This window comes from Aeromonas sp. 600527 (assembly GCF_049175415.1).
Classification (GTDB): domain Bacteria; phylum Pseudomonadota; class Gammaproteobacteria; order Enterobacterales; family Aeromonadaceae; genus Aeromonas; species Aeromonas veronii_A.
Map to the genome: position 1 here is coordinate 19960 of NZ_JAAKVA010000018.1, position 26506 is coordinate 46465.

Annotated in this window: 26 protein-coding genes and 1 pseudogene; 7 read left to right on the forward strand and 20 right to left on the reverse strand. The window is 59.4% G+C overall.

From position 1 onward, the window contains the following. Positions 1-28: 28 nt before the first annotated feature. The 11 genes from G5154_RS18075 to G5154_RS18125 all read right to left on the reverse strand — a co-directional run bounded on the left by G5154_RS18075 (position 29) and on the right by G5154_RS18125 (position 11032). Complete coding sequence (locus tag G5154_RS18075) at positions 29-1525, reverse strand: C69 family dipeptidase (protein WP_421251454.1); 1497 nt, start codon at positions 1523-1525, stop codon at positions 29-31. A 456-nt stretch (positions 1526-1981) separates the two neighbouring features. Continuing rightward, positions 1982-2617, reverse strand: a complete 636-nt coding sequence (gene maiA, locus G5154_RS18080) for a maleylacetoacetate isomerase (RefSeq protein WP_421251455.1) — start codon at positions 2615-2617, stop codon at positions 1982-1984. Positions 2618-2756: 139 nt separating this feature from the next. Then, complete coding sequence (locus G5154_RS18085) at positions 2757-3752, reverse strand: fumarylacetoacetate hydrolase family protein (RefSeq protein ID WP_421251456.1); 996 nt, start codon at positions 3750-3752, stop codon at positions 2757-2759. A 10-nt stretch (positions 3753-3762) separates the two neighbouring features. Next, complete coding sequence (locus G5154_RS18090; protein ID WP_421251457.1) at positions 3763-4914, reverse strand: homogentisate 1,2-dioxygenase; 1152 nt, start codon at positions 4912-4914, stop codon at positions 3763-3765. Next, positions 4907-6043 carry a 4-hydroxyphenylpyruvate dioxygenase gene (hppD, locus tag G5154_RS18095; RefSeq protein ID WP_182963661.1) on the reverse strand — a complete coding sequence of 379 codons (1137 nt, stop codon included), beginning with the start codon at positions 6041-6043 and terminating at the stop codon, positions 4907-4909. The genes G5154_RS18090 and hppD overlap by 8 nt, the downstream gene beginning before the upstream one ends. A 224-nt stretch (positions 6044-6267) precedes the next feature. Beyond that, positions 6268-6936, reverse strand: coding sequence for an HAD family hydrolase (locus G5154_RS18100; protein WP_421251458.1), 669 nt, complete (start codon positions 6934-6936; stop codon positions 6268-6270). A gap of 26 nt (positions 6937-6962) precedes the next feature. Then, positions 6963-7625: a TIGR01621 family pseudouridine synthase gene (locus G5154_RS18105; RefSeq protein ID WP_421251459.1), complete on the reverse strand. Its 663-nt coding sequence runs from the start codon at positions 7623-7625 to the stop codon at positions 6963-6965. A 161-nt stretch (positions 7626-7786) separates the two neighbouring features. After that, positions 7787-8479: an ABC transporter permease gene (locus G5154_RS18110; RefSeq protein ID WP_040097462.1), complete on the reverse strand. Its 693-nt coding sequence runs from the start codon at positions 8477-8479 to the stop codon at positions 7787-7789. A gap of 3 nt (positions 8480-8482) precedes the next feature. Then, the gene (locus G5154_RS18115) at positions 8483-9223 is read right to left on the reverse strand and encodes an ABC transporter permease (RefSeq protein ID WP_005352911.1); all 741 of its coding nucleotides are present in this window, start codon (positions 9221-9223) and stop codon (positions 8483-8485) included. Positions 9224-9438: 215 nt separating this feature from the next. Continuing rightward, positions 9439-10212 (reverse strand): ABC transporter substrate-binding protein, encoded by a 774-nt coding sequence (locus tag G5154_RS18120; RefSeq protein ID WP_005337307.1) that lies wholly within the window; start codon positions 10210-10212, stop codon positions 9439-9441. 49 nt (positions 10213-10261) lie between these two features. Continuing rightward, positions 10262-11032, reverse strand: a complete 771-nt coding sequence (locus G5154_RS18125; RefSeq protein ID WP_005337310.1) for an ABC transporter ATP-binding protein — start codon at positions 11030-11032, stop codon at positions 10262-10264. A gap of 532 nt (positions 11033-11564) precedes the next feature. On the opposite strand from G5154_RS18125, the gene G5154_RS18130 reads away from it, so the two are divergent. Further along, on the forward strand, positions 11565-12467 hold the full coding sequence (locus tag G5154_RS18130; protein ID WP_338775000.1) for a lysine exporter LysO family protein: 903 nt from the start codon (positions 11565-11567) through the stop codon (positions 12465-12467). A 103-nt stretch (positions 12468-12570) separates the two neighbouring features. Here the strand turns inward: G5154_RS18130 and iadA are convergent, their stop codons facing one another. Together iadA and G5154_RS18140 are read right to left on the reverse strand one after the other, a co-directional pair. Next, positions 12571-13701, reverse strand: a complete 1131-nt coding sequence (gene iadA / locus G5154_RS18135) for a beta-aspartyl-peptidase (protein WP_421251460.1) — start codon at positions 13699-13701, stop codon at positions 12571-12573. Positions 13702-13767: 66 nt separating this feature from the next. Next, positions 13768-14550 (reverse strand): annotated as a pseudogene (locus G5154_RS18140) (ABC transporter substrate-binding protein). Positions 14551-14936: 386 nt separating this feature from the next. Here G5154_RS18140 and G5154_RS18145 point away from each other — a divergent pair. Beyond that, a complete protein-coding gene (locus tag G5154_RS18145) occupies positions 14937-15575 on the forward strand; it encodes an ACP phosphodiesterase (protein ID WP_421243942.1) in 639 nt (212 codons plus the stop codon). Between the two features lie 28 nt (positions 15576-15603). Here G5154_RS18145 and G5154_RS18150 read toward each other — a convergent pair whose 3' ends face one another. Beyond that, a complete protein-coding gene (locus G5154_RS18150) occupies positions 15604-15987 on the reverse strand; it encodes a DUF2069 domain-containing protein (protein ID WP_107684428.1) in 384 nt (127 codons plus the stop codon). Then, positions 15984-16334, reverse strand: a complete 351-nt coding sequence (gene arsC / locus G5154_RS18155) for an arsenate reductase (glutaredoxin) (protein WP_108612511.1) — start codon at positions 16332-16334, stop codon at positions 15984-15986. The genes G5154_RS18150 and arsC overlap by 4 nt, the downstream gene beginning before the upstream one ends. Positions 16335-16394: 60 nt before the next feature. Between arsC and G5154_RS18160 the strand changes: the two genes are divergently transcribed. Continuing rightward, entirely contained in the window at positions 16395-16877 is a 483-nt protein-coding gene (locus G5154_RS18160; RefSeq protein ID WP_216979022.1) for a TlpA family protein disulfide reductase, read from the forward strand. Positions 16878-16969: 92 nt separating this feature from the next. On the opposite strand, the gene G5154_RS18165 is transcribed toward G5154_RS18160, so the two are convergent. Then, the gene (locus G5154_RS18165) at positions 16970-18424 is read right to left on the reverse strand and encodes a M48 family metalloprotease (protein ID WP_367949397.1); all 1455 of its coding nucleotides are present in this window, start codon (positions 18422-18424) and stop codon (positions 16970-16972) included. Positions 18425-18545: 121 nt separating this feature from the next. On the opposite strand from G5154_RS18165, the gene G5154_RS18170 reads away from it, so the two are divergent. Genes G5154_RS18170 through G5154_RS18180 form a run of 3 tightly spaced genes read left to right on the forward strand, consistent with a single transcriptional unit; the run spans position 18546 to position 20717 of the window. After that, the gene (locus G5154_RS18170) at positions 18546-18779 is read left to right on the forward strand and encodes a sulfurtransferase TusA family protein (RefSeq protein WP_005344720.1); all 234 of its coding nucleotides are present in this window, start codon (positions 18546-18548) and stop codon (positions 18777-18779) included. A gap of 25 nt (positions 18780-18804) precedes the next feature. Continuing rightward, entirely contained in the window at positions 18805-19875 is a 1071-nt protein-coding gene (locus G5154_RS18175) for an AI-2E family transporter (protein ID WP_005333851.1), read from the forward strand. Positions 19876-19910: 35 nt separating this feature from the next. Then, on the forward strand, positions 19911-20717 hold the full coding sequence (locus tag G5154_RS18180; protein ID WP_421251461.1) for a MipA/OmpV family protein: 807 nt from the start codon (positions 19911-19913) through the stop codon (positions 20715-20717). An 85-nt stretch (positions 20718-20802) separates the two neighbouring features. On the opposite strand, the gene G5154_RS18185 is transcribed toward G5154_RS18180, so the two are convergent. After that, on the reverse strand, positions 20803-21603 hold the full coding sequence (locus G5154_RS18185) for an alpha/beta fold hydrolase (protein WP_216979024.1): 801 nt from the start codon (positions 21601-21603) through the stop codon (positions 20803-20805). Positions 21604-21788: 185 nt separating this feature from the next. Here G5154_RS18185 and ppk2 point away from each other — a divergent pair, with 185 nt between their 5' ends. Next, the gene (gene ppk2, locus G5154_RS18190; protein ID WP_164537071.1) at positions 21789-22604 is read left to right on the forward strand and encodes a polyphosphate kinase 2; all 816 of its coding nucleotides are present in this window, start codon (positions 21789-21791) and stop codon (positions 22602-22604) included. Positions 22605-22704: 100 nt separating this feature from the next. Here the strand turns inward: ppk2 and G5154_RS18195 are convergent, their stop codons facing one another. The 3 genes from G5154_RS18195 to malF all read right to left on the reverse strand — a co-directional run bounded on the left by G5154_RS18195 (position 22705) and on the right by malF (position 26465). Then, entirely contained in the window at positions 22705-23841 is a 1137-nt protein-coding gene (locus tag G5154_RS18195; protein ID WP_421251462.1) for an ABC transporter ATP-binding protein, read from the reverse strand. 68 nt (positions 23842-23909) lie between these two features. Further along, positions 23910-24800, reverse strand: a complete 891-nt coding sequence (malG, locus tag G5154_RS18200) for a maltose ABC transporter permease MalG (protein WP_041209357.1) — start codon at positions 24798-24800, stop codon at positions 23910-23912. A 12-nt stretch (positions 24801-24812) separates the two neighbouring features. Beyond that, positions 24813-26465 (reverse strand): maltose ABC transporter permease MalF, encoded by a 1653-nt coding sequence (gene malF, locus G5154_RS18205; RefSeq protein WP_005344704.1) that lies wholly within the window; start codon positions 26463-26465, stop codon positions 24813-24815. Positions 26466-26506: the final 41 nt, after the last annotated feature.

Genomic DNA, 26506 nt, shown 5'->3' on the forward strand with positions numbered 1-26506 from the left:
GCCGCTTCACCACATCATGGGGGGGCAATCAGTCCTTTTTCGCCTTGTTGGCGAAGAAGATATCGGCCTGAATATCCTGAGTGCGCACAGTGAAGATCTGGTTGGTCAGCTCTTCAGTCAACGCCTCGGCCTCCTTCATGACTCGCAGATTGAAGTCGTTGAGCAGGCTGTTGGCTGCGGCCTTGTCGGTCTTGACCGTTTTCAGATAGTTGGCTTCCATCTCTTTCTGCTCTTTGGCGATCTTCGCCTCCCAGCTCTGGTAAGCCTGCTTCACCATGGGGGCCAGTTTGGGGTAATCGGTCATTACCAAAGTCTGCAGTTTGCGATATTTCCAGTAGATGGAGTCGCTGTCGGCCTTGTCGCTGCCCATGGCATAGTGGGCCGGATAGGCTTCCAGACCACTGTAGTAGGGAACGAAGGCGGTCAAGTCCGCCATGCCGAGTCCAACATAGGTCACCTCCCCCACCTCACGCGGCATCCAGGGGCGAACCTGCATCACATGGGACTCATAGGTACGAAACACACTGACAGGGCGCCACGGCTCCTGACCGTTCAACCCCTTGCTGTAGGGATCATGCTCGGTACCGTCATAATGATTGCGCAGCACTGCCTTGACCTCCTCCAGCGTCATCTTCTTCTCGGGGGAGAGGGTGACCGGGAACTGGCGACCGGCATCCACCGCCTGCTTGAGCGAGGGGTTGAACATCTGCTGGATAGTCCAGACTCGCGGATCGTTATAGGTGCGGTCCCGCTCGTCATCGCGGGTATAGGCTTTCGAGAAGTTGAATGCCCCATCCTTTTGCGGACGGTAGAGCCCCTTCTCGGTGGCAAATTCGATCAGATTTTTCGAGCCCATCATGTCGGCACTGGCGGGATCGTACTGCTGCAGGCGGCCCTGATTGCCGGTAGCGAAATAGTGATTTTGCGGCAGACGCTGCGCCATCCAGTGGTGGCCGGTGGCGGTCTCCAGATACCAGAGCTCGGTATCATCCACCACGGCGACGCCAAATCCCTCTCCTGCCCCTATGGTTTCGATGATGTTGCCAAGCAAGGCGACCGCCTCGCGTGCCGACGTAGACCGGGAGAGCAGCACATCGGGAATATCATCCTCGGTGATCCCCTTCTCTTCCACATAGGGGTCGAAGGCAAGCGCTTCGGGTGAGGCAAAAATAGACTCGGTACCGCTCACCCCGACCCCCTTCTCATTAAATCCGGTGGCGCCGTGCAGCTGGGTCTTCCAGTTCGGCACTGTGGTATAGCGCAGGGAGTTTTTCGGCAAGGGATAACTGAAATCATTGGCGCCGTTGTGGGCCTTGGAACTATGGACTCCGCTCTGACCCTGCTTGGCCGGATGGATCACGAAATGCTGGGCTTTCAGGGCATCGCTGTCGGCGCTGCGGGCCACCATCATGGAGCCATCGGCGCTGGCTTCACTGCCGACCAGCAAGGTGGTACAGGCGAACGCCGACGAGAAGAGAGCAAGGTTGATGGAGAGTGCGACGACGCACTTTTTGAAGGAATGCATGAGAACTCCTTGTTGCACAGAGTGGTTGCAAATAAGCGGTGGCTCGCCAGTCAACCTGCCGCTGTCACAAGGGATCTGCGCGGTGACACGGGCCGGGCAGTGCGGGCCATCAAACCGTAAACACGTAAAAAGCAGTGCGGATAAACCGTGGAAACCAGAGAGGTAGCCAAGGCCCCCTGATAGACGACCTGTTCGCATCTCTGCTTTCCGTTGTCCCGCTGGCGTGGCGATACTAGGCCCAATCCACTGACTTGAGTGTGACTGGCAGCCCAAAACACCAATAACAAAGACTCAGTCGATGCAAAATGTTGATAAGTGTGACAAGCGAAGGATTATTGGCGACATTCAGCCGTCAACACGAAGAACAAAAAGCGCACAGAGAGGGGAATAGAGAGATGAGGAGATGTGACGCGTGGGATGGCGTGTTGATGCCATCCCGCGCTTCAAGTCAGTAGGTCACTGCGCGTCCGGCTGGTTGGCGGGGGCGGCCTTGATAAAGGCTTGCAACTGCTCGCAGTTGGCGACGATGCGACGGATGGTGGGGTAATCCTCCAGGGTCATGTCGTAGCGCCGGGCGTTGTAGACCTGGGGCACCAGCATGCAGTCGGCCAGGGTCACTTCGTTGCCGACGCAGTAGACACCGGCGGTGGTCATCAACAGCTGTTCGAGGGCGGTGAAGGTCTCGTCAATCCAGTGGCGATACCAGCGGGCCTCCTGCTCGTTGTTGGCCCTGAAGTGCTCTTCCAGATAGTTGAGCACCCGCAGATTGTTGAGCGGGTGAATATCACAGGCGATCATGTTGACGATCTGGCGCACCCGAGCCCGCGCGTCGGGGGAAGAGGGCATCAGAGAATAGGCGGGATAGGTCTCGTCAAGGTACTCCATGATGGCGACCGACTGACCGATCTGCACATCGCCATCCACCAGAAACGGCACCAGCCCTTGCGGGTTGATCCGGCGATAGGCCTTCTCGCTCTGCTCGCCTTGCCGCAAATTGATGGGATGCTGCTCGTAGGCGAGCCCCTTGAGCTGCAACACGATCCGCACCCGAAAACTTGCCGACGAACGCCAATAGCCAAACAACTGCAACATAATCTGTCCCTGCATCTTATCTGGGCCCGAAGCCCGGCAGGTGCTCGCCACCTGCCTCCTTGTGTATCCGGCACCGGTTGAGGGCTCGTCGTGATCCGGACATATCCCGAAAATCCTTGCCGCCAACCGGCGCTGGCCATCAACCTCCCTGACCGCTCGCTGGCACCACCTGTTGAGATATGGTGCCAAACAGGTTTTGGCCAGAGCGATCCTCCATCGCGATCGACACTCTATCACCAAACTGCAAATAGGGGGTTATAGCTTGATCACAATCAAGAATTTCCAGCATGCGGCGCTCGGCGATGCAGGATGAACCGGCGCTGCGATCGTAGTTGGAGACGGTGCCCGAGCCAATGATGCAGCCAGCGCCTAGGGGACGGGTCTTGGCGGCATGGGCAATCAGCTCGAAGAAGCTGAAGGTCATATCCACCCCGGCTTCTGGCGCACCAAACGGGGCACCGTTGAGGTGAGTCAGAAGCGGCAGATGCACTTTGCCATCACGCCAGTCATCGCCGAGCTCATCTGGAGTGATGGCCACCGGCGAGAAGGCGCTGGACGGTTTGGACTGGAAGAAGCCAAAGCCCTTGGCCAGCTCCCCCGGGATCAGGTTGCGCAGGCTCACATCGTTGACCAGCATCAGCAATTTGACGTGGCTGGCGGCCCCCTGCGCACTCACCCCCATCGGCACATCGTCGGTGATGATGGCTACCTCCGACTCGAAATCGATCCCCCACTCCTCCGAGCCCATCACAATCGGCCCACGGGGGGCGAGGAAGCTGTCCGAGCCTCCCTGATACATCAGGGGATCGTGCCAGAAGCTTTCCGGCATCTCGGCGCCGCGTGCCTTGCGCACCAGCTCCACATGGTTGACGTAGGCACTGCCATCGGCCCACTGATAGGCGCGCGGCAGCGGAGAGAGGCAAGATGCTTCGTCAAAGGGGAACGCCTCGGCCACGCGGCCCTCATTAAGCTGCTGATAGACAGCCTCAAGCCTGGGGGCAACCTCGGCCCACTCGTCGAGGGCGGTCTGCAACGTCGGGGCAATCTCGCTCACCCGCACCGCCCGGGCCAGATCCCGGCTCACAACCACCAAAGCGCCATCGCGCTTGCCATTGTTCAATGTTGCCAATTTCATAAGCGATTCCTTATTTGCCGGCAGCAGCGTCCGGGCGCTGCCAGCTGGAGACATACCGGGTGTTCTCGATCCCTTCGCACAGACTGCCGATGTTCAGCGCATCGCGGGTATCTAGCATGACCGCCACCTCGTCGGTGAACTTCTTGGCATAGGCCTGCCCTGCCGCAAACGCCTTGGGATGGGGGCCGTGGGTGAAACCGGCGGGATGGAAGGTGACCATGCCCCGCTCGATATTGTCCCGGCTAAAGAAATCCCCCGCGTGGTAAAAGAGCACCTCGTCGTAATCGTCATTGCTGTGATAGAAGGGCACCTTGAGGGCGCCGGGATCGCTCTCGATGGGGCGCGGCACGAAGGTACAAATCACGAAGCGGCTCGCCACAAAGGTCGAATGAGCCGACGGCGGCAGATGGTAGCGATGGCTCATCAGCGGGCGGATATCCCGCCAGTTGAGGCGCACCACGCACAAGTCCCCGTGCCAACCTTGCGCATCAAGCGGGTTGAAGGGCCAGGTGATGACCGACACCTGATCGTGACGCTTCACCTGCAGCGACCAGGGATTCTCATCCTGCTGGGCTAAAAAGCGTTCATTGATGGCGGGCACATCGAGCGCCGCCGGGTCGAAGATGGCGTGATTGCCCACCAGCCCCTTATCCGGCAGCTGGTAGCTGTCGTTGGTCGCCTCGATCATCAGGATGAACAGGGGCGCTGTCGGCTCGATGCGCCACATGGTGCCGCGGGGGATCACTACGTAGTCGCCATCGCGAAGAGTCAGGTGGCCGTAGTCGCAGAAGAACTCTCCGCTCCCTTCGTGGATAAAGAGCAGCTCGTCACCGTCGGCGTTGCGCACCAGAAACGGCATCGCCTCGGAGAGCCGCCAGATGCGATAGCGGCAGTGGGGGTTGCTGAGAATATCGGGGGCCACCCAGGGGGAGAGGGAACTCACCTCATCCTGCAGGGCATTGAGGTCAAACAGCCGTGGCCGCAGCGGTCCCTCCCAACTGATCCAGTCAGTGGGGGCATGCTTGTGGTGCATGTGGGTAGCTGGGCCGAAAAAGCCGCTTCGCCCCAGCTCGCGCTCATAGATGGCCTGCTCCGGCAGGTCGGCATGGGCTTGCCGGGAGTGGGTCCCCTCCCGATGGGGGAAGTTAATCCAGTTACGCATCGCTCGCTCCCTCTTTGCGGGCACCCTTCTCATCCTCGCCGCCATCCAGCACGCCACGGCGGATCTGGTCCAGCTCGATCGATTCAAACAGCGCCTTGAAATTGCCCTCGCCAAACCCTTCGTTACCCTTGCGCTGGATGATCTCGAAGAAGACCGGGCCTATCACGGTATCGGTGAAGATCTGCAGCAGAATGCCATCCTTGGTGGGGGAGCCGTCGATGAGGATGCGCAGCTCTTTGAGGGCCGCCAGATCCTCCTGATGCCCCTCGACCCGGCTGTTCACCTTCTCGTAGTAGGTATCCGGGGTCGGCATAAAACCGGTACCGCGGCTGCGCAGGGTGCGGATGGTGTGGTAGATATCGCTGGAGGCCATGGCGATGTGCTGGATCCCCTCCCCCTTGTACTGACGCAGGTACTCCTCGATCTGGGACTTGTCATCCGCCGACTCGTTGATGGGGATGCGGATCTTGCCACAAGGCGCGGTCATGGCACGGGAGTGCAGCCCGGTCAGCTTGCCCTCGATATCGAAGTAGCGAATTTCACGGAAGTTACCGATCCGCTCATAGAAGTTGGACCAGACATCCATATTGCCGCGATGGACGTTGTGGGTCAGGTGATCGATCTCCATAAGACCGGCATCCACCTCTGCCATCCGGGACTGCCAGTCGGGGTAGAAGACAAAATCCACGTCATAGATGGAGCCCTTGTCGCCATAGCGGTCGACAAAGGAGAGCGTGCTCTCGCCGATACCGTAGATGGCGGGAATATTGAGCTCCATCGGGCCAATCTTGCCGACAAAGGGCTTGGCCCCCTTGGCGATGGCGTACTGCTGGGCTTTGCCCGCATCGCTCACCCGAAATGCCATGCCGCAAACGCTCGGCCCGTGCAGGCTGGCAAACTGCTCCGCCTGGGAGTGAGGCTCGGCATTGACCACAAAGTTGATATCCCCCTGCCGGTAGAGCCAGCACTGCTTGTGTTTGTGCTTGGCGACCTCGGCAAACCCGAGCGAAACGAACAGGCTCTTGAGGGCAGCAATCCCTTTGGCATCGGGGGCTGTGTACTCGACAAACTCGAAACCGTCTGTGCCTAAAGGATTGATGGTATGGGTGGCGGAAGAGGTGGCATTCATCGGGCGCTCCTTGCTCTTGATTCGGTTAAAACGGATTGCGGCACCCAGCGGCGCGGCAAGTGTTAACAACTTGTTTCATTAGAAGCAGGGCGTAGCAGGAAGAGAAGAGGCGGGTTGCAGATAGTTTTTCGCAGCTGGCAGCAAATAATGTAAATGGATTGTGACATTCAAGTCGCAGCCTTGCGGATCAAACGGTGACGACCCGCATGGCTGTCAGCTTTGGCTTACAGTTGCCAGTTTTTGACCAGCAGATGGGGCAAGCGGGCCCGGGCTTTTTGCAGTCGCGTGGGCGTCGGATTGATCAACCACGCCTCTTTCCCCAACCCCAGCAGCGGCAGATCGTGCAGGCTGTCGCTCAAGGCCAATTCGGCATCGAGGGCGCAGATCTCCGGCAGCAGCTTGTGCTGGCCGTGGCAATAGAAGCGCGGCATCAGGCCGCCAAAACGGTAGTACATCTGCGAGCCAATGATCCGGTGGGGCAACTGGCCGGGCAGTTGCTGATAGAGCTGGGCTCGCACCAGCGCGCAGGGACTGGCGGAGATCACCCAGCAGCGCGCGCCCTCGCTTTGCAGCAATTCGCGAGCCTGACGATACAGCCCCGGCCTGGTGCGGCAATAGGCACGCACCAGCTTGCGCCAGCCCAAAGAGGAAAGCCCCAAGGTGATGGCCCACCAGATAAGGGAGATACCGCGCCGCCGCTGACTGGGAGCAAGATAGACCAAGCCACCGAGCGCGATTACTGGCAACAGCAACAACGGCCAGATCCGGCGGCGCAAGATATAGCGCAGCAGACCGGCGTGGCTGTCGCCGGGGGCCAGGGTGTCGTCAAAGTCGGCCAGGATCCAGCGCGGTGCACGTCCGTCAGGATCACGCTCTTTCGCTGAATGGATCATTGTGTCAGACGCTGGGCGCATAAGCATCAGGGCGCAAGGGCTGCGATGGCGGCCGTGAGCTCGGGAGTGACAAATTCACTCCCCACATCGGGCGGGCAGACAAAGTCGAACGGCTCGCCCGCCAGCGTAAAACTCAGTCGCCAGGCGTGCAGATAGCCGCGATCGGCTGGCGTACCGCCATAGCGCTCATCCCCGAGAATGGGGGCGCCGATACTTTTGAGGGCAACCCGGATCTGGTGGGTTTTGCCGGTCTGGGGCTTGATGCGATAGAGCCGCAGCCCCTCGCGCACCGACACCGAATCAAACCAGCTGATGGCAGGATTATCCAGAGTACGCACCAGCATCCAGCTGCCGCCGCGCCCCTTTTGCATATCCCCCTTCACCCAACCCTGCTTCTTCTTGGGTTTGCGATCGGAGAGCGCCAGATACTGCTTGCTCACCTCACGGGCCGCAAAAGCCATGCTCAGCTCACGGTTCGCCTCCGTGGTGCGAGCCAGCAGCACCAGCCCGGAGGTCATCTTGTCGAGTCGGTGTACCGGATAGAGGGTCAGACCCGTATCGGCCTTCACGCGATTGACCAGCCCGGGCTCAGTCTCTCCTCCCTCTTCTCCCTTCTCGTCATGCATGCCGATGCCGGGCTGCTTGTCGATAACCAGAAAATCGGCGTGTTGAAACAGGATCCGGTACATAACACCTCGGGGGACAGGAAAAAGGCCTGCAACCGGTACGCCGGCTGCTCTCGGGCAGGCATTGTCCCTGCTCGGCCACCATTTGGCAAACGGCCGATGGCCATTGCCGGGTGAAAAAAGCCCTGCCGACTGTGGCAGGGCTTTTCATGCGCGATGACCAGTCAAACGCTGCGCGGGCGCAGGTGGGCGTGCCAGCGCGCTTCCCACTTTTTGAACAGCCAGACGATGACAAAGGTGAGCAGCATATAGAGCAGCCCCGCGGTCAAAAAGGCCTCGAACGGACTGTAGTAGCGGGAGTTGATGATCCGCGCCGCGCCGGTCAGATCGACGATGGTGATGATGCCCGCCACCGCCGAGCCCTGCAGCATGAAGATCACCTCGTTGCTGTAAGCCGGCAGCGCCCGACGAAACGAGTTGGGCAAAATGATCCGGGTCAGGGTCTGCCAGCGGGTCATGCCAAAGGCGTTGGCCGCCTCAATCTGGCCACGCGGCATATTGTGTACCGCCCCGCGCACAATCTCGGCGGTATAGGCGGCGGTATTGAGGGTGAAGGCCAGCAGGGCACAGAACCAGGCTTCGGAGAAGAGCGACCAGGCGGCACTGTTCTTCAGCCACTCCCACTGGGCGGCGCCGTAGTAGATGATAAAGAGCTGCACCAGCAGCGGGGTGCCGCGAAAGAAGTAGATATAGGCCCAGATCGGTCCCTTGATTAGCCAGTTGCGGCTATTGCGCAGGATGCCCATGGGCACCGCCAGCATCAACCCAAGGATCAGAGAGAGGGCCACCAGCCAGACGGTGGTATAGAGCCCCTCCCAGTAGGTGGGCCACTCTTTGAGAATGATTGAGAAATCCATGGCTTACCTCGTCTTGATGGCATAGTGACGCTCGGCCCACTTGAGCGCCGAGGTGGAGACGGCAGTGAAGATCAGGAAGATCAGCGCCACGGCCATGTAGAAAGTGAAGGGTTGCTGGGTCGAGCCCGCAGCCAGCGAGGCTTTACGCACCATGTCATCAAGGCCGATGATGGAGACCAGCGCGGTAGTTTTCAGCAGTACCAGCCAGTTATTGCCAAACCCCGGCAAAGCGTGGCGCATCATCTGGGGGAAGAGGATCCGCACAAACACCTGGGTTGCCCGCATGCCAAAGGCCCGTGCTGCCTCCAGCTCACCTTTGTCTACCGCCAGAATGGCACCGCGAAAGGTCTCGGTCATGTAGGCGCCGAAGATAAAGCCGATGGTCGCGACACCGGCCACAAAGGGGCTGATGTCGATATAGTCCGGGAGCAGGGAGACCCACTCCTGATTGGGATTACTCTCCAGTAACCAGCTGTTGTAAGTCTCGTTGACCCAGGTGCAGATGCCGTTGATCAGCACCTGGCCGCCAAAGAAGAGCAGCATCATCAACACCAGATCAGGGATACCGCGAATAATGGTGGTGTAACCGGTGGCAATAGCCCTGGCCCACTTGTAGGGGGAGAGTTTAGCCAGCGCCCCCAGCATGCCGAGCAGCAGTGCCAGCAGCAGGGAGGCCAGCGCCACTTCCAGGGTGACCCAGGCGCCCTCCAGCAGCGAGGCTTCGTATCCTTTCAAATCAAACATATGCAGCTCCATTGCAACTTATCGAGTGGGCTGATGCCTCTGAACAACAAGAGAACCCACATCCCTAACACGGTCAGATGCAGCTCCATTGCAATTAATAGGGCCCATCGCTCCACACGGAGAGAACGGGCCCGATGACGACTGACGAGGTGAGCCGGTCGGCCTGTTATTCGCTATCTATGTGGCGAATGACTCACCGTACACGGTTCCGGTTTTTACTCGCCGTATACGTCGAACTCGAAGTACTTGTCGTTGATTTCCTTGTACTTGCCGTTGGCACGCAGCGCCAGAATGGCGGCGTTGAATTTCTCTTTCAGATCCTTGTCAGCCTTGCGCACCGCAATACCGGCACCCTCGCCAAACCACTTGGGATCGGTCAGTTTCGGGCCGACGAATTCGAAGGCATCACCGCCCTCTTTCTTCAGCAGACCGTCGGTAATGGCGGCAGAGTCGGCCAGCACATAGTCCACACGACCGGATTTCAGATCGAGATAGGCTTCATCGGCGGTGCCGTAACGCTTGATGGTGGCGTTGGGGAAGTTGTCGGTAATAAAGGTATCCATAGAGGTCGCACGCTGCACCGCGACGGACTTGCCTTCCATAAAGGCTTTGTCGAGCTGCACATCAGTGCCCTTCTTGGCAGCGAAGCGGGCCGGAATGTGCTGGTACTTCTGGGTGAAGTCCACCTTCTTCTTGCGCTCTTCTGTGATGTCCATGGTGGCGATGATGGCGTCAAACTTGCGTGACAGCAGCGCCGGAATGATGCCGTCCCAGTCCTGCTTGACCAGGGTGCACTTCACTTTCATCTCTTCGCACAGGGCGTTGGCGATGTCGATATCAAAGCCTTTCACCTCGCCACTGGGCTCGGTCCAGGAGAAGGGGGGATAGGCACCCTCAACCCCGATCCGGACCTCTTTCCACTCCTTGGCCATCAGGCTACCGGACGCAAGGGCAGTAACTACGGCTGTCGCCAGCATCAGCTTGTTCATGTATCTCTCCTTGATAAAACAGTTGATTGGGTAACCAGGCATCCCGCCATCAGTAGATGGAGGAGATGAATTGCTTGAACCGCTCGGATTTGGGATGGGCGAAAATCTCCTTGGGGTTGCCCTCCTCTTCCACCCGCCCCTGATGCAGAAACATCACCTTGTTAGATACATCCCGGGCAAACGACATCTCGTGGGTCACCACCAGCATGGTGCGCCCCTCTTCGGCCAGCTCGCGCATCAGGCCGAGCACCTCCCCTACCAGCTCGGGATCCAGCGCCGAGGTGGGTTCGTCAAACAGCATCACCTCGGGCTCTACCGCCAGCGCACGGGCAATGGCGGCCCGCTGCTGCTGACCACCGGAGAGGTGGCCAGGATAGTAGTCACGCCGCTCCCAGAGTCCAACCCGGTTGAGCAGTTGCTCCGCCTTGGCCAGTGCTTCGGCGCGAGGCACCTTGAGCACCTGGATCGGCACTTCGATGATGTTCTGCATGATGGTCATGTGTGACCAGAGATTGAAACTTTGAAACACCATGGCCAGTCGGCTGCGGATCCGCTCCACCTGACGCATATCCTCGGGCAACCGCTCGCCGGCGCGGCTGGTTTTCATCCGGATCAGCTCGCCATGGAGCGAGACTGTGCCGGATGAGGGGGTTTCGAGCAGATTGATACAGCGAAGAAAGGTCGACTTCCCCGAGCCGGAGGAGCCGATAAGGGAGATCACATCCCCCTTGTGGGCGGTCATGTCGATGCCCTTGAGCACTTCGTGGGTGCCAAAATATTTGTGCAGATCACGTACTTCCAGTGCGGCAACGTCGCTCATCCATTACAACCTTGTCTGTCCCTAGACGCCGCAGGGGCGTGACTCAACCATCGTCCATTTAACAAAAAGTTAACCGATGGCAACCTTCAGCGAAAATATCACCCGGATAGTGAAAAAACAATACAGAACGAGGGTCTTCAGAGGATTCGCTCTATTTTTATTCGCTCTTTGCGTATTTTTCAGCACTTTGTTTGCATAAACAGCCGTTTCAATGGCTGTTCCGATACCGCCTTTTTATACCCCAATCATATCAGTGGCAAGAGAAAAGCGTGATGTGTGCCAAACCGGCACCAAAATGGCTTTATGCAGACCCTTGCAGAGCGAAATATCGGCACCCCGATTGGATCAACTTGATTTCATTGGTGCACTCGGGCTCGCACAGAACCTTTTCAAACAGAGAGGTTGTGGCAAAAAAGTAACAATCCGCCCCTAAAAGGGCTGTTTTTGGCCATGAAAGCGAGAGATATGTGACACAGAGCCAATAAGTAATGATAAGGTGGCGTTTTTATCAGTTTTTGTGATCGAGGCCTCGATGCTGCTCAATGTGTTGCTGATCCTGTTGCCACTGGCAATCGGCTATCTGATTCCCCTCTCCTCTGCCCGGCTGATCAAGCTGGTCAACCAGAGTCTGGGCAAGATGGTCTACCTCATTCTATTTCTGATGGGGCTCGGGCTTGCCTATGTGGAGAACCTGGGCAGCAATCTAGCGGTGATCTTCAAGGTCGCCGGGGTGATGCTCACCGCGATCACGCTCTGCAACCTGCTGGCCCTCTGGTGGCTCGACAAGCGCACGCCGCCGACCCACGAGGCGAGCGATGCCAAGATGCCGGGCAAGCTGCACCTGTTGTGGGAATCCCTGCAGCTCTGCTTTGTGGTGCTCGGCGGCGTGCTGCTGGGTCTACTGGTGGATCTGCGCGCACTGCCCATCGACAAGTGGAGTGAGTGGGCCCTGATGCTGCTGCTGTTTCTCATCGGGGTGCAGATGCGCAACTCCGGCATGCGGCTGCGCCAGATCCTGCTCAACCCCTGGGGGATGAAGATAGCCGCCACCGTCATCCTCAGCAGCTGGCTGGGCAGCCTGCTGGCGGCCCAGTTGCTGGGTATGCCCTTTACCCATGGTCTGGCGATGAGCTCGAGCTTCGGCTGGTATTCGCTCTCCGGCATTCTGGTGGCCGACAAACTGGGGCCGGTGCTCGGTTCTGCTGCCTTTATCAACGATCTTGGGCGCGAGCTTATCGCCATTCTGATCATCCCGGTCCTGATGCGACGCCACCCTTCGGCGGCCATCGGTTACGGCGGCGCCACGGCGCTGGACTTCACCCTGCCGGTTATCCAGAAATCAGGGGGCATTCAGGTGGTGCCGGTGGCCATTGTCTCCGGCTTTATCCTGAGCCTGCTCGGCCCCATCCTGATCCTCGGGTTTCTGGCGATCTAAGCCTGATTCCCACATTGCAGATAAAAAAGCCCGACCTTGTTGTCGGGCTTTTGCTGTTTGGAGCAACCACGCACTCGCACTGGCTGCGATATTGCCCGCAGCCTTATTCGCGCCACTGGCCGCCACTCATCACCCGTTCGATAGCAAACGTCCGGTCGTGCACCAGCAGCAGATCCGCATCCTGCCCGACCCCGATACGCCCCTTGCTGCCGAGCCCCAGCGCCTGTGCCGGATTGCTCGTCACCGCGGCCACTGCCTTCTCCAGCGAGACACCGAGCCGGGTCGCGCGCACGCACTGCTGCCACAGGCTGGCAATCTGGCCGCAGCGCATCTCGATTAGCCGCCCTTCGCCATCAAAGCGCGGCAGGCTGGCGTTGGCATCCGAGCTGAAGGTGATGCGCTCGGCAGGCACACCGGCGGCCAACAGCTCGAGGAGCGCATCGGCGGCAAGCCGCTCGCCATCCTCCAGCAGATCGGGAAAGCTCGAGGTGGTGAGATCTACCCAGCCTCCCGCCCTGCCCCACTCGATGGCCTCGGCGAAGAGCCAGGGGTTGCGGTTGCAGTGGGTAGGATAGAGCTGGCGCAGCGGAATGTCGGTCTTATCGCGCAGGGCCCGCAGGGGGGCCAATGCCCCCTTGCCATCCCCGACATGAAAGAAGCTGACCCCGCTCTTGCCCGCAAGCAGCCCGGCCACCCGCGCCTCGCTGGCAAGCCTGGCCAGCTCATCGTGGGTCGGCGCACTGGATCTGTGGTCACTGATGGCCACCTCCCCCACCCCCAATACCTCGGGGATCAGGATGATGTCCGACTCCACCGTGCCGGTCAGGGTCTTGACCGGCAGATGGTAGGAGCCGGTATACATAAAGGCGCTCACCCCGGCGGCGCGAAACTCGCGCACCTTGCCGAGCACCTGCGCGGGAGTGCGGGTCAGGCTGTCGGTACCAAGCGCCGCCACCAGGGTGGTGACACCGGCCATAAGCGCCTCGCTCGCCGCCAGCTCCGGGGTGCGAAAGGCAAAGCCCCCCTCACCGCCGCCACCGGTAATATGGGCCAGCGGATCCACCAACCCGGGCAGCAGATAGCGGCCTCGACCATCGACCCGATGCAGCGGCCAGTTTGCGGGTACCGTCAACCCCTTGCCCATCCAGGCGATACGGCCATCGGCCACCAGCAGATCCTGCTGGCCAAGGTGGGTGGGGCTGAAGATCTCGGCTCCCTCGATCAGGGTCAACATGACAATTCTCCTTGCTCGGTTGTCGCTTGCCCAATGAAAAGAGAGGGAGCAAGCTCCCTCCCCCCGTCAACCACCATATATATCGTACTTGAAGTACTTCTGGTTGATCTGCTGATAGGTACCGTTGGCGCGCAGGGCCTTGATCGCCTCATCCAGCTTGCCCTTGAGCTCCTTATCGCTCTTGCGCACGGCGATCCCCATCCCATCCCCAAACCACTGGCGATCGGTCAGGGCGGGCCCCACATAGTCGAACTTGTCGCCCCCCTCTTTGCCAAGCAGCCCCTGCTCGATGGCCGAGGCATCGGCCAACAGGGCAAGTACCCGACCCGCTTTCAGATCGAGATAGGCCTCATCGGCATTGCCGTAACGGACTATGGTAACACTCGAGCCAAAATTGTCGGTCAGGTACTTGTCGTGGGTGGTGGCCCGCTGCACCCCGATGCGCTTGCCCGCCATGCCTTCCGGGGTCAACGTCAGCTCGGTCCCCTTGGCCGCCACAAAGCGATTGGGAATATGGGCATATTTCTCGGTGAAATCGACCTTCTAGCGCCGTTCGTCGGTGATCGACATAGCAGCGATGATGGCATCGTATTTGCGCGACAGCAGGGCCGGGCTCATGCCATCCCAATCCTGCGCCACCAGCTCGCACTTGACCGCCATCTGCTGACACAGGGCGTTGGCAAGATCGATATCAAACCCCTTGATCTCACCCGACGCATCGGTCCAGGAGAAGGGCGGGTAGGCCCCCTCCACCCCGAAGCGCACGGTTTTCCACTCCTTGGCCATGGCGGGGGTGGCCAGCAGGCTGGCAACAAACAGGGCTGAGAGGGTCAGTCTGATCTTCATCATGAGTACTCCATTACATAAAAAGCGCACAGGCGCGGACAAGGCACCGCAGGCGAATGCATGCGATGACCAAAAGCGGCAAAATCTGGATGAGCGAGATCACGCCCGAGCGGGCGTCAGTGAACTGCTCCAGGGGGTCGATCTATTCGTCGAACCACTCGGAGAGGTAGAAAGGCTTGAAGTAGAAGGCCAGAAAAAAGCCTCTGGCTTTGCGCATCATGGTGGTTTGTCGCGTCCTGTGACAAAGATGGCATCACCTTAGCACGCCCGAATTTTGCCCGGCAAGAGGCAGCCGCCGGGCAGTAGCAAAATCCCGATCATGGCCAAGGCGGGCGGGATCCGTTAGGCTCGAAGCACCTTGCCATTCCATAACAGACCCACCGCTACCGATGAATTTTCTGGCCCATCTCCATCTGGCTGCCCACACCCGAAGCTCCCTCACCGGCAATCTGCTCGGCGATTTCGTCAAAGGCACGCTGCCCACGGGGCTTGCCACCCACTTTGATGAGGGGATCTGGCTGCACCGCAAAATTGACGCCTTCACCGATGGTCATCTCGAGCACAAGGCGGCCGTCGCCTGTTTCGAGGCCCCCTGGCGCCGCTTTGGCGGCATAGTGGTGGATATGATCTACGACCACTGGCTGAGCCAGCACTGGGGGCTGTTCAGCACCGAGCCCCTGCCCCGCTTCCTGCAACGCAGTTATGACCAGCTATTGGCGGATCACCCACGCCTGCCGGATGGACTGCCACGCCCCCTCAAGCGGATGGCCGAGCAGAACTGGATCGCCTCCTACCGCAACAGGGAGGGGCTGGGGCAAGCGCTGAATGGCATCGGTCGCCGCCTGCGCCGCCCGGTACCACTGGGAGAGGCGCTGCTGACCCTCGATGAATCGCAGTGGCAAACATGCGAGGCGGGGTTTCTGCGCTTCTATCCCCAGCTGATGGACTTTAGCCAGCAACAGCTGGCCCAATATCGGGCAGCGCAAAGGGGCACAGTGATCCCTCTGGATAGGCCTGCTTCCCCATAAAAAAACGCCCCTTGCGGGGCGTTTGTCATCAGTTGGCTTCGTCTTTCTTTTTGCGAATGCTGAGGCCAAGTTCCCGACCACGCAGTCGGGCGTAATAGATGGTGCCGACAAACGCGAGGGTGGTGAACAGCAGCTCCACCACCGCCAGCCACCGCTCCCCCTCATCTGTAGTGATCAGGGTAAGTGCGTGCAGGAAATAGGGCATCAACACGAAGTTGCCCCAGGCGTGGGTGTAGGGGTTGCCCTGCACTATCCCCTTGAGGGGGAAGAGCAGCGGCACCGTCCAGATCACCGGCAGCAGCCAGGGGTTGAGGTCAGGATGGGGTGACAGCCACAGATGCCAGAGGATGACCCAGCCCAGCAGGCCGAAGAAGCCGACCAGGGTCAGCCAACGTGCGAAGCGGGTGCTCACTTGAGGATCTCCAGCACCTGCTCCGGCGGGCGACCAATACGGGCCTGTCCATTCTTGATGACAATGGGGCGCTCGATCAGCTTGGGATGCTGGTGCATGGCACGAATAAGGGCGTCGCCGTTCACTTCACTGAGGCCCAGCTCCTTGTAGAGATCTTCCTTGGTGCGCATCAGCTGGCGCGGATCGCTAAAACCGAGCAGAGAGAGCAGGTTGCGGATCTCATCTTCGCTCGGGGCCTGCTCCAGATAGAGCACCACATCAGGGGCGATCCCGTGCTGTTCCAGCAGGGCCAGGGTTTCGCGACTCTTGGAGCAGCGCGGATTGTGGTAGATTTGGGTCTCGCTCATGGTAACTCCCTGATTAATCGCAAGATGGGACTAGAAACGGCGCTATTGTAGGGGAAAGTGATGGTCAGGGTAAGCGGCATTGGAAAGGAATTGAAACGAATTTGTTGGCTGATTGTGGCTGGCCTGCTGGGCGCCTGCACGCCCGCCCCCGAATTTACCGATGCAACAGGGCAGTCGGTCAGCCTGCGCCACTTTGCCGGCAAGCCGCTGCTGGTCAACTACTTCGCCCCCTGGTGCGCCCCCTGTCTGCGGGAGATGCCGCGCCTCAACGCGCTGGCGGAGGAAGGCGAGATCGCTGTGGTAGCGATCAACTACGACCCGACCACGCCGGCAGAGCTGGGGCAACTGGCAACCCGATATGAGATCAAGGTGCCGCTGCTGATTGCCAATGCGGAGGCCAGCCTCCCCTTCCCTCGTCCGGGCGCCCTGCCTACCAGCTATCTGCTCGATAGCGAGGGCAAGCTCAAGCAGACGCTGATCGGTGAACTGGACCCGTCGAACATCGAGATGCTCAAGGCGGCCGCCAGCAGCGTGAGTCACTAGCCCATCGCAGCTATCACTGTTACCCACACCGCCATAAACAACAAGGGCGCACCGTGGTGCGCCCTTGTTGGATTGGCCAATGCCAGCTGTCGTTAGCCCTTGAGGCTGTCGAGATCCTTCTTGGCGCGTTCCAGTTCGGTGATGCGCGCCTCCAGACGAGCCAGAGTCATCCGGTCGCTGGTGGTACCGCGCGCCACGATCAGTTCGTCGATGGCCGCCTGATAATCCCCGCGCAGCGAGAGCATCTCGGCCCGCGCCATATGCAGCTCGGTCATTCTGCCCGCCTTGCGATAGGCGTCGGAGAGCAGGTTCCAGGCCAGATTGTTCTCTTCATGCGCACGGGCATAGGGGTCGAGGATGGCGATGGACTTCTTGTAGTTGCCGCTCTCGAGGTAGGCGTTACCTAGGTTGACCACCACCACTTCGTTATCCGGCATCCGGCTGCGGAACTTCTCGAGGCGCGCGATGGCCTGGGCACTGCGTCCCTTGGCCAGATCGATGTCGGTCTGGGCATCGACGATAAAGAGATCTTCCGGATGACGGGCCGCCAGCTCTTGCATCAGAGTATCAGCTTCGTCGGTGCGCTTGAGCTGGATCAGCGCCAGCGCCTTGCCATAGATGGCGGCATCCTTGAGCGGGTAATCCCCCTTCTGGATCCGGGTATCGAAGTAGCTCAGCAGCCCCTGCGGGGTATCGGTACCAAAACGGACCTGAATACGTACCTTGGCCAGCCAGAAGTCGAGGCTGGGCGGCAAGTCGCGGCGGCCATAGCTGCCCGCCCGAGCGCGTGCCTCGCTGATCCGGGTCTCCGGCAGCGGGTGAGTGAGCAGCATTTCCGGCGGCTTGCTGGCGTAACGGTACTCGGCAGCCAGTTTCTGGAAGAAATTGGCCATCCCCATGGGATCGAAACCGGCATCATAGAGCGTCTTCATGCCGATGCGATCCGCTTCATATTCGTTGTCACGGGTGTAGTTGATGGCGGACTGCATGGAGAGGCCCAGCGTGGTCTGCAGCGCGGCGATACCGGCGGTCGGGTTGATCACCGCCAGCGCGATGGAGCCCACCAGACCGGCCAGGGTCACTGCCGAGCTACTCGCCTGCGCCTCCATGTAACGGGCGATATGGCGCTGGGTCACGTGAGTGATTTCGTGGGCCAGTACCGAGGCCAGCTCGCTCTCGCTGTCGGCGTAGAGGAATAGACCAGTGTGCACCTTGACTCGCCCGCCGAGGAAGGCGGCCGCGTTGATGCTGGGATCATTGATGAGGAAGAAGGTAAACGGGAAACGCACCCCATCGGCGTTGGTCAGCAGTCGCTGGCCCAGATCGTCGATGTACTGGCTCAGCACCGGATCATCGATGATCGGCAAGCCGGCACGGGCAAAACGCATAAAGGCGTTGCCGTAACGCACTTCCTGCTCGATGGGCAGGGCCGCCACCCCGGCCGTGCCGATGTCGGGAAGCTGATTGTTGGCCTCGGCATGAAACGTGGCGCCCATCAGGGAAGCCAACAGGGGAAGCGATGCCATCAGGGGGGAAAAGCGTGCCACGTTATCTCTATCTCCATCAGAAAGGGCCTCGGCAGGATACCCTTGCCCATCAAGGGCTACAAGCGTTGTTTCACGCCCTTATCACGGCCATAATAGCGGCCACCTGCCTGATGGAGTCCCCATGGAAGTTCTCGACCTGACCCCCTGGCGTTGCCCCGAGCCGCTGATCCGGCTCAAGCTCTGGTTAAGGAAGGCCCAAAGCGGTCAAACCGTCACCATCCGGCTGGCCGATGCGGGCTCTCGGCAGGATATTCCAGCCTATCTGCACCGTCAGGGCCACCATGTCGAGATGCAGCAAGAAGCGGACAATACCCTCTCTTTGCAGTTGGTTGTCGGGGCGAAACAACCATCTTGAGCCCCAGTGATGTAAGGATGCCGTCATGTTAGAAGTATTGAAGCGCTGGTATCAGACCCGTTTTTCCGATCCCGATGCCGTTACCCTTTTCCTGTTGCTGGTGTTCTGCTTCACCATCATCTGGCTGTTTGGCGATCTGCTGGCCCCCCTGCTGGTGGCGCTGGTAATGGCCTATCTGCTGGAGTGGCCGGTCGCCCGGCTGCAAAAAGCGGGGCTGTCGCGCACCCTGGCCACCAGCGTCATTCTGATCCTCTTTATTGCGGTAGCAGTCGCCTCCTTGCTGGGTCTTATCCCGACGCTGGTGAGCCAAGGGATCAATCTGGCCAAAGAGGCGCCGGCCATGCTGACCCACGCTCAGGATTATGTGCGCACCCTGCCTGACAAATACCCCGAGCTCATCGACGTCAGTCTGGTGGAGACCGTCATCGACAATATTCGCCAGCGCATCCTCAGTGGCGGCGAGCATCTGGTAAGCGCCTCCCTCAGTTCACTGGTCAACGTGGTCGCCATCATGATTTACCTCATTCTGGTGCCGCTGATGGTCTTCTTTATGCTCAAGGACAAGCGGGTCTTGATGGGCAGCCTGCGCCGCTTCCTGCCGCGCAACCGCACCTTGGTCAACCGGGTGTGGGTCGAGATGAACAACCAGATCATCAACTACATCCGTGGCAAGGTGATCGAGATCCTGATCGTCGGCATCGCCACCTATGTCCCCTTCGCCCTGATGGGGCTGCGCTACTCGGTGCTGCTGGCGGTCGCGGTCGGCTTCTCGGTGCTGATCCCCTATATCGGCGCCGCCGTGGTGACCGTACCGGTAGCCATGGTCGCCCTATTCCAGTGGGGGCTCACCCCGGAGTTTGCCTGGCTGATGGTGGCCTATCTGGTCATTCAGGCTCTTGATGGCAACCTGCTGGTGCCGGTGCTTTTCTCGGAAGCGGTCAACCTCCATCCGGTGGCCATCATCATCGCCGTGCTGGTCTTCGGCGGCTTGTGGGGATTCTGGGGAGTCTTCTTCGCCATTCCCCTCGCAACCCTGGTCAAGGCGGTGATCAATGCCTGGCCAAAACGCGAAGAGATGCCCGGTGCCGCAAAATAACCTGCTTCCCCTGCAATCGTGACAACGGAGTGTCCATGACCTTTTTTCGTCAAATCAGAGCGGCAGGGCTGACGGCCCTGCTCCTCGCTGCCGCCATGCCAGCGCGTGCCGATATCGATCTTGGCGCCATGGATCTGCTCACCAGCGACAGCCCTACCAGCCCGGTGCCACAGGGCTTTGTCGCCGGTGCGGCGCTCATCGGGGGACAGGCCCGTTATGAAGCGCAGGACAACGCCCTCTACGCCATCCCGGGCTTTATCTACTTCGGCGACGACTTTATGTTTCTGGGAGATCGGGCCCGCTATTACTTCCACAAGGATGAGAACGTGGCCCTCTACGGCTATGGCCGGGTCCGTTTTGGCAATCTGGATCCCGAGGATTCGCTCGCTTTCAGTGGTATGGAGCAGCGAAAATGGCAGCTGGAAGGCGGGATCGGTGGCAACATCATCACCCCCTACGCCCTGCTGACCGTGCGTGCTAACAGCGATGTCACCGGCCGCAGCAAGGGACAGGAGCTGCTGCTGTGGGCCGATTTCCCCATCCTGCGTGACAACCTGCTGATCATGCCGGGGATGGGGCTGATGCTGCGCAGCGACAAGATGGCCAACTACTACTTCGGCGGCATCTCCGAGAGCGAGGCCACCGCCCAGCGGCCCGCTTGGGATACCGGTACCACCCTCTCCCCGATGGCGGCCCTCATCACCAGCTACCGCTTCACCCCCAACTGGATTGGCATGTTTGCCATGAACTACGAATGGTATGATCGGGACATCAAAAACAGCCCCATCGTCCAGCACGATGGCGAACTATACGCAGGATTTGCCCTCGGCTATATCTTGTAACGCTGAGGAGTTGTGAAACAAGACCAAACAAAAGGGAGCCCTCGGCTCCCTTTTTCACAACCATCGTCAGGCTGCCAATTCAGACTTATAGCGCAGCCAGAAATTCGCTCAGTTGCTGATTAACGAAGGCCGGATTTTCCAGCGACGAGATGTGGCCAGCCGCCGGGATCTCCTTGAACGGACAACCCAGCACCTCGGCCATCAGATAGCCCTCCAGCACTGGACGGGCTTTATCTTCGCAGCCGGTCATCACCAGCGCGGGAGTGGTGATCTCCTCCAGCCACTCGATGCGATCTTCGCGGGTCACAAAGCTGCGGCCCACCGCCACCATGGCGGCAATCTTATCCTTTGGCCAGGTTTCAAGGCGCGCCTTGAAACCGCTCATCAGCGCTTCATCGGGCTGATTGGCAAAAAAGAGCGGCGCCACCTGTTCGACGATGGGCGCCGGAATGGTGCCGAGCTGCTCGATCATCGCCAGCATGTCGAGGTAACGCTCGCAGGTGATCTGCGGCTCGAGGCCAACGAAGCTGTCCATCAGCACCAGCCCCTTAAGGCGGTTTGGCACCATGCGCGCCAGCTCCACACCCCACATGCCACCGATGGAGAGACCCACCAGCACGAACTCATCGACTCCGAGGGCATCGAGCAGCGCCAGGTGATCCCGCGCTAGGGTTGCCAGCGTGCAGGCACCTTCGGGGAGCAGATCAGAATCACCGTGGCCCCACAGCTCGGGAACGATGCAGCGATAGCTCCCTTTGAGCGCCTCGATTTGCGGCGCCCACATGGCGCTGTCCCACAGGTAGCTATGGCCAAACAGCAGCACCGGCCCTTGCCCTTCATCCAGATAGGCCATCCGGCGACCCGCTATCTCCATAAATTGCTTCATGTTCTCTCCTGTTGCCAACTTCTGATGATTAGACGGCAGTGCAAATCACCATAGCCATAAATGGCTTCATGTTGGCTTCTGTTGCCAACTAACGGGGCGGCAGTGTAACACGTCCTACTTGGCAGTCGACTCTCCCTGGTGCAAGCTGAAGTGACGGCAAGAAGGGACTCAAAAAGGAGAAGAAGATGCCGAAGGACAAGAGCAAGAAGCAGCCACGTCTGGACAAGAAATGCTATGAGCACCACCTTGCCCATCTGCAGGAGGAGCTGGTCAAGCTCCAGGAGTGGGTCAAACAGGAGGGGTTGAAGGTAGTGGTACTGTTCGAGGGACGGGACGCAGCTGGCAAGGGGGGCGTCATCAAGGCGATCACCGAGCCCCTCAATCCCCGGGTCTGCCGGGTTACAGCGCTGCCCGCCCCCTCCGATCGTGAGCGCTCCCAATGGTACTTTCAGCGTTATGTGGCCCACCTGCCCGCCGCTGGCGAGATGGTGCTGTTTGACCGCTCCTGGTACAACCGGGCCGGGGTCGAGCGGGTGATGAGCTTTTGTAGCGACGCCGAGTATCGCGAGTTTCTGCGCGCCTGCCCCGAGTTTGAGCGAATGCTGATCCGCTCCGGCATCACACTGATCAAATACTGGTTCTCGGTCTCCGATGAGGAGCAGGAGAAGCGCTTCAAGGAGCGGATCAACACCCCCATCAAGCGCTGGAAGTTCAGCCCGATGGATTTGCAGTCCCGCTCGCGCTGGGTGGAGTACTCACGCGCCAAGGATGACATGTTCACCTACACCGACACCGAGGATTGCCCCTGGTTCGTGGTAGAAGCGGACGACAAGCGCCGTGCCCGCCTCAACTGCATCGCCCACCTGCTGGGCAAGGTGCCCTATGAGGTGATCCACTATGAGCCCATCAGCCTCCCCCCCATCAAGACCGAAGGGTATGAGCGCCCGCCCCTGACCAGCCAGCACTTCGTACCGGATATCACTGCCGACCTCGAGACCTGACAGACACTCGCCATTTGCGGCGAGCAGATAATAAAAAGCCGGTCTGACGACCGGCAAAAAGGCATTGATTATTAAGAAAGGAAAACCGGCACAACAAAAATCAGGTACGGATATATTTGGCCGTGCGCGGGAACGCCTGCTCCTTGGCATCGAACAGGTAGCAGGCTTCCGCCGGAATACCCACACTATAGGTCTGACCGGTCGCCACATCCACATCCGAGGTTGTCTTGACGGTGAAGTCGTGGCCATCCACATCCATATAGACGAAAGACTCGGCCCCCAGATGCTCGGCCACCTGCACCAGACCGCTCAGCTTGCTGTCGGCATGAGCATGGCTCAGCGGTACCAGATGCTCGGGACGTATACCCAGCTCCACCTTGTCACCGACCGCGCCACTGCGGGCATCGACCCGGGCACGCACGGTATCGCCAGAGGTCAGCTTAACCACGCACTCCTGCTCGCCAATTTCTAGCAACTCGCCTGCCAGGAAGTTCATCTTGGGAGAGCCGATAAAGCCCGCCACGAACTTGTTGTCCGGGTTATGGTAAAGATCCAGCGGTGAACCAAACTGCTCCAGGTTACTGGCCGCATCAGCCTTGAGTGGGCTTAGCACCACAATCTTGTCTGCCAGGGTCATCGCTTCCACCTGATCGTGGGTCACGTAGATGATGGTGGAGTTGAGCTCTTTGTGCAGCTTGGCAATCTCGATCCGCATCTTGACCCGCAGCGCGGCATCCAGGTTGGAGAGCGGCTCGTCAAACAGGAACACCTGCGGCTGCTGCACAATGGAGCGACCGATGGCAACCCGCTGACGCTGACCACCGGAGAGCGCCTTGGGCTTTCTGTCCAGCAGCGGCTCAAGACCCAGGATCTCGGCGGCGCGCATCACCCGCTTGTGGATGTTCTCCTTGTCCATCTTCTTGAGCTTCAGACCGAAGGCCATGTTCTCGTAGATGTTCATGTGGGGATAGAGGGCGTAGGACTGGAATACCATGCCCACGTTACGCTCGACTGGCGGCACGTCATTCATATAGCAACCGCCGATGGTCAACTCACCACTGGTGATGTCCTCGAGACCCGCGATCATCCGTAGCAGGGTGGATTTACCACAGCCGGACGGGCCGACGAAGACAATGAATTCGCCCTCCTTGATGGAGAGGTTGATGTTGCGCAGGGTGTCCTTGTGAACAGCCGGATCGTAATTTTTGCGAACGTTGTTGAGTACTACTTCAGCCATGACGAGCTCCGCTCTTGAATCTTTGCAAATCGTGATAGCGGGGGGAGTCAGCTCCCCCGGCCATAAACTTAACCTTTCACACCACCGGCAGTCAGACCGCCAACCAGCCAGCGTTGTGCCAACAGGAACACCACTGTGATGGGGAAACCGGAGAGCACTGCGGCCGCCGCGAAATCACCCCACAGGTAGTTCTGTGGATAGAGGTACTGCTGGGCCCCGACCGCCAGGGTCAGATTGTTCACATCCTGCAACAGGATGGAGGCCATGGGCACCTCGGTAATGGAACCGATAAAGGCCAGAATAAACACTACCGCCAAGATGGGTACCGACAGGGGCAACAGGATCAGACGGAATGCCTGCCACGGGGTCGCACCGTCGATGGCCGCCGCCTCCTCCAGGGAGGAGTCGATGGTCTCGAAGTAGCCCTTGATGGTCCAGACGTGGAGGGCAATACCGCCCATGTACGCCAGGATCAGGCCACCGTGGGTGTTGAGACCGAGCCAGGGGATATAGTCACCAATCTTGTTAAAGAGCGCGTAGATAGCCACCAGCGCCAGTACCGCCGGGAACATCTGGAAAATCAGCATGCCCTGCAGGATGGTGGACTTGCCACGAAAACGCAGGCGGGCAAAGGCGTAGGCACAGGTGGTGGAGAGCGTCACGATCATCAGGGCAGTGATGCCGGCGATCTTGATGGAGTTCCACAACCAGGTCAGCACCGGGAACGGCGGCGGCGTGATGCTGCCGTCGGCGTTGGTGATGGAGATGCCAAGTGCCAGCTTCCAGTGATCCAGCGTCGGATTGGAGGGGATGATCTCCCCTACGGCGAAGTTACCGTTACGGAACGAGATGGCGATAACCATGATCAACGGGAAGATGATCAACGCCAGGAAGCCCCACATGACCAGGTGGGTTGCCCACACCCGGTATTTGACTGATTTGGGTTGTACGATTGCCATGTTGAAGCCTCCTTACAGCTGCTTGTCGGCTTTGGACAATTTCAGGTTGAGCAGCGCCAGCGCACCTACGATGAGGAAGATGGCTGTGGCGATGGCACTGGCCAGACCGTAGTCCTGACCACCCGATCCCTGGAACGCAATCCGGTAGGTATAACTCACCAGCAAGTCGGTGGTACCGGCCGGGGTGCTGGCGCCGATGATGTCGGGCGCACCGTTGGTCAACAACTGGATAAGCACGAAGTTGTTGAAGTTGAAGGCGAACGAGGCAATCAACAGCGGTGTCAGTGGCTTCATCAACAGCGGCACGGTGATCTTGAAGAAGTTCTGCACCGGGCCGGCACCGTCCATGGCGGACGCTTCATAGAGATCTTCCGGAATGGCTTTGAGCAGGCCCATGCAGAGGATCATCATGTAGGGGTAGCCGAGCCAGGTATTGACAATCAGGATCATCACTTTGGCCAGGAAGGGGTTGGTATACCAGTCCGGCTTGATGCCAAACGCCGCTTCCAGGAACATGTTGATCTCACCGAAGTTCTGGTTGAACAACCCCTTGAACACCAGGATGGAGATAAACGCCGGGATCGCGTAGGGCAGGATCAGCATGACCCGATAGAAGCCGCGTCCCTTGAGAGATTCCCACTGCACCAGGCAGGCCAGCACCATGCCGATAGCCAGGGTGAACGCCACGGAACAGGCAGAGAAGATCACGGTCCAGACGAAGATCTGCAGGAACGGCGCCTGAATACCCGGGTCCGTCACGATGCGGGCGAAGTTTTTCCACCCCACGCTCACCACAAAGCCCGGAGCCACGCTTTTGCCGACAAACTGTCCCTGTTCATCGATGTACTGATAGAAACCGGTCTCGCCATTGGGCAGCATCAGCTCACCGCTCTGGTTGTCACGCAGCAAGTTGCTGTCCTTGATCACCACGCCGGACTTGAGCACGGCGCCATCCGTCAGACGGCTGTACTGTTGCTTCTGGGCGGCAAACTTGCGCAGGCTGCTCAGGGTCAGATGAGTGGTACCATCAGGCAGCACCAGATCGAGCGCGCTCAGATGGGTGCGATGGTCAACGATGGCGCGGATCGGTGCCGCTTTACCGGTGACGTCGCCGGTAACGGGCTCGAGCCGGACTTCCTGGGCAAGGTTCTGAACCCTACCCTCACGCACTGCCAACTCGCGAGCCTTGTTGTTCATCAGAGCCAGCGGTTGACTGAGATAGGATTGCTGCTCCTGTGTCAGCAGCAGTTGGAACTGGCCGTTGTCGCCACCCAGCAGGGTAAAATCGAATTCACCGCCCGCCACCTTGTAGGTTTTCTTCAGATGGTAGTCCCGCGCCTGCTCAATGGAGAGCAAGTTGGATCCCGAATAGTTGGTGAAGGCAATGCCAATGGTGTAGGCAAGAGGGAAGATGATAAATACAACCATGCCCGCGACACCCGGAAAGATGTAGCGATGGGCATAGGTCTTCTTGTTCATGAAGACATACAGACCGACGGATACCACCACCAGATCCAGCAGCGCGAATACCCACTCGCCACTGGCGTACATCATCACGGCTGCATAGCCGTTGAGGATGGCGACCAGGGCCGCGATGGTCCACTTAAGCCAGGTGTGCTTATCCTTCGGACCGGCATAGGACTCAACAGAAGGTACTACTTCCATGCCAATTAACCTTTATAACGCCAAGAGAGATTTGAGAGAGT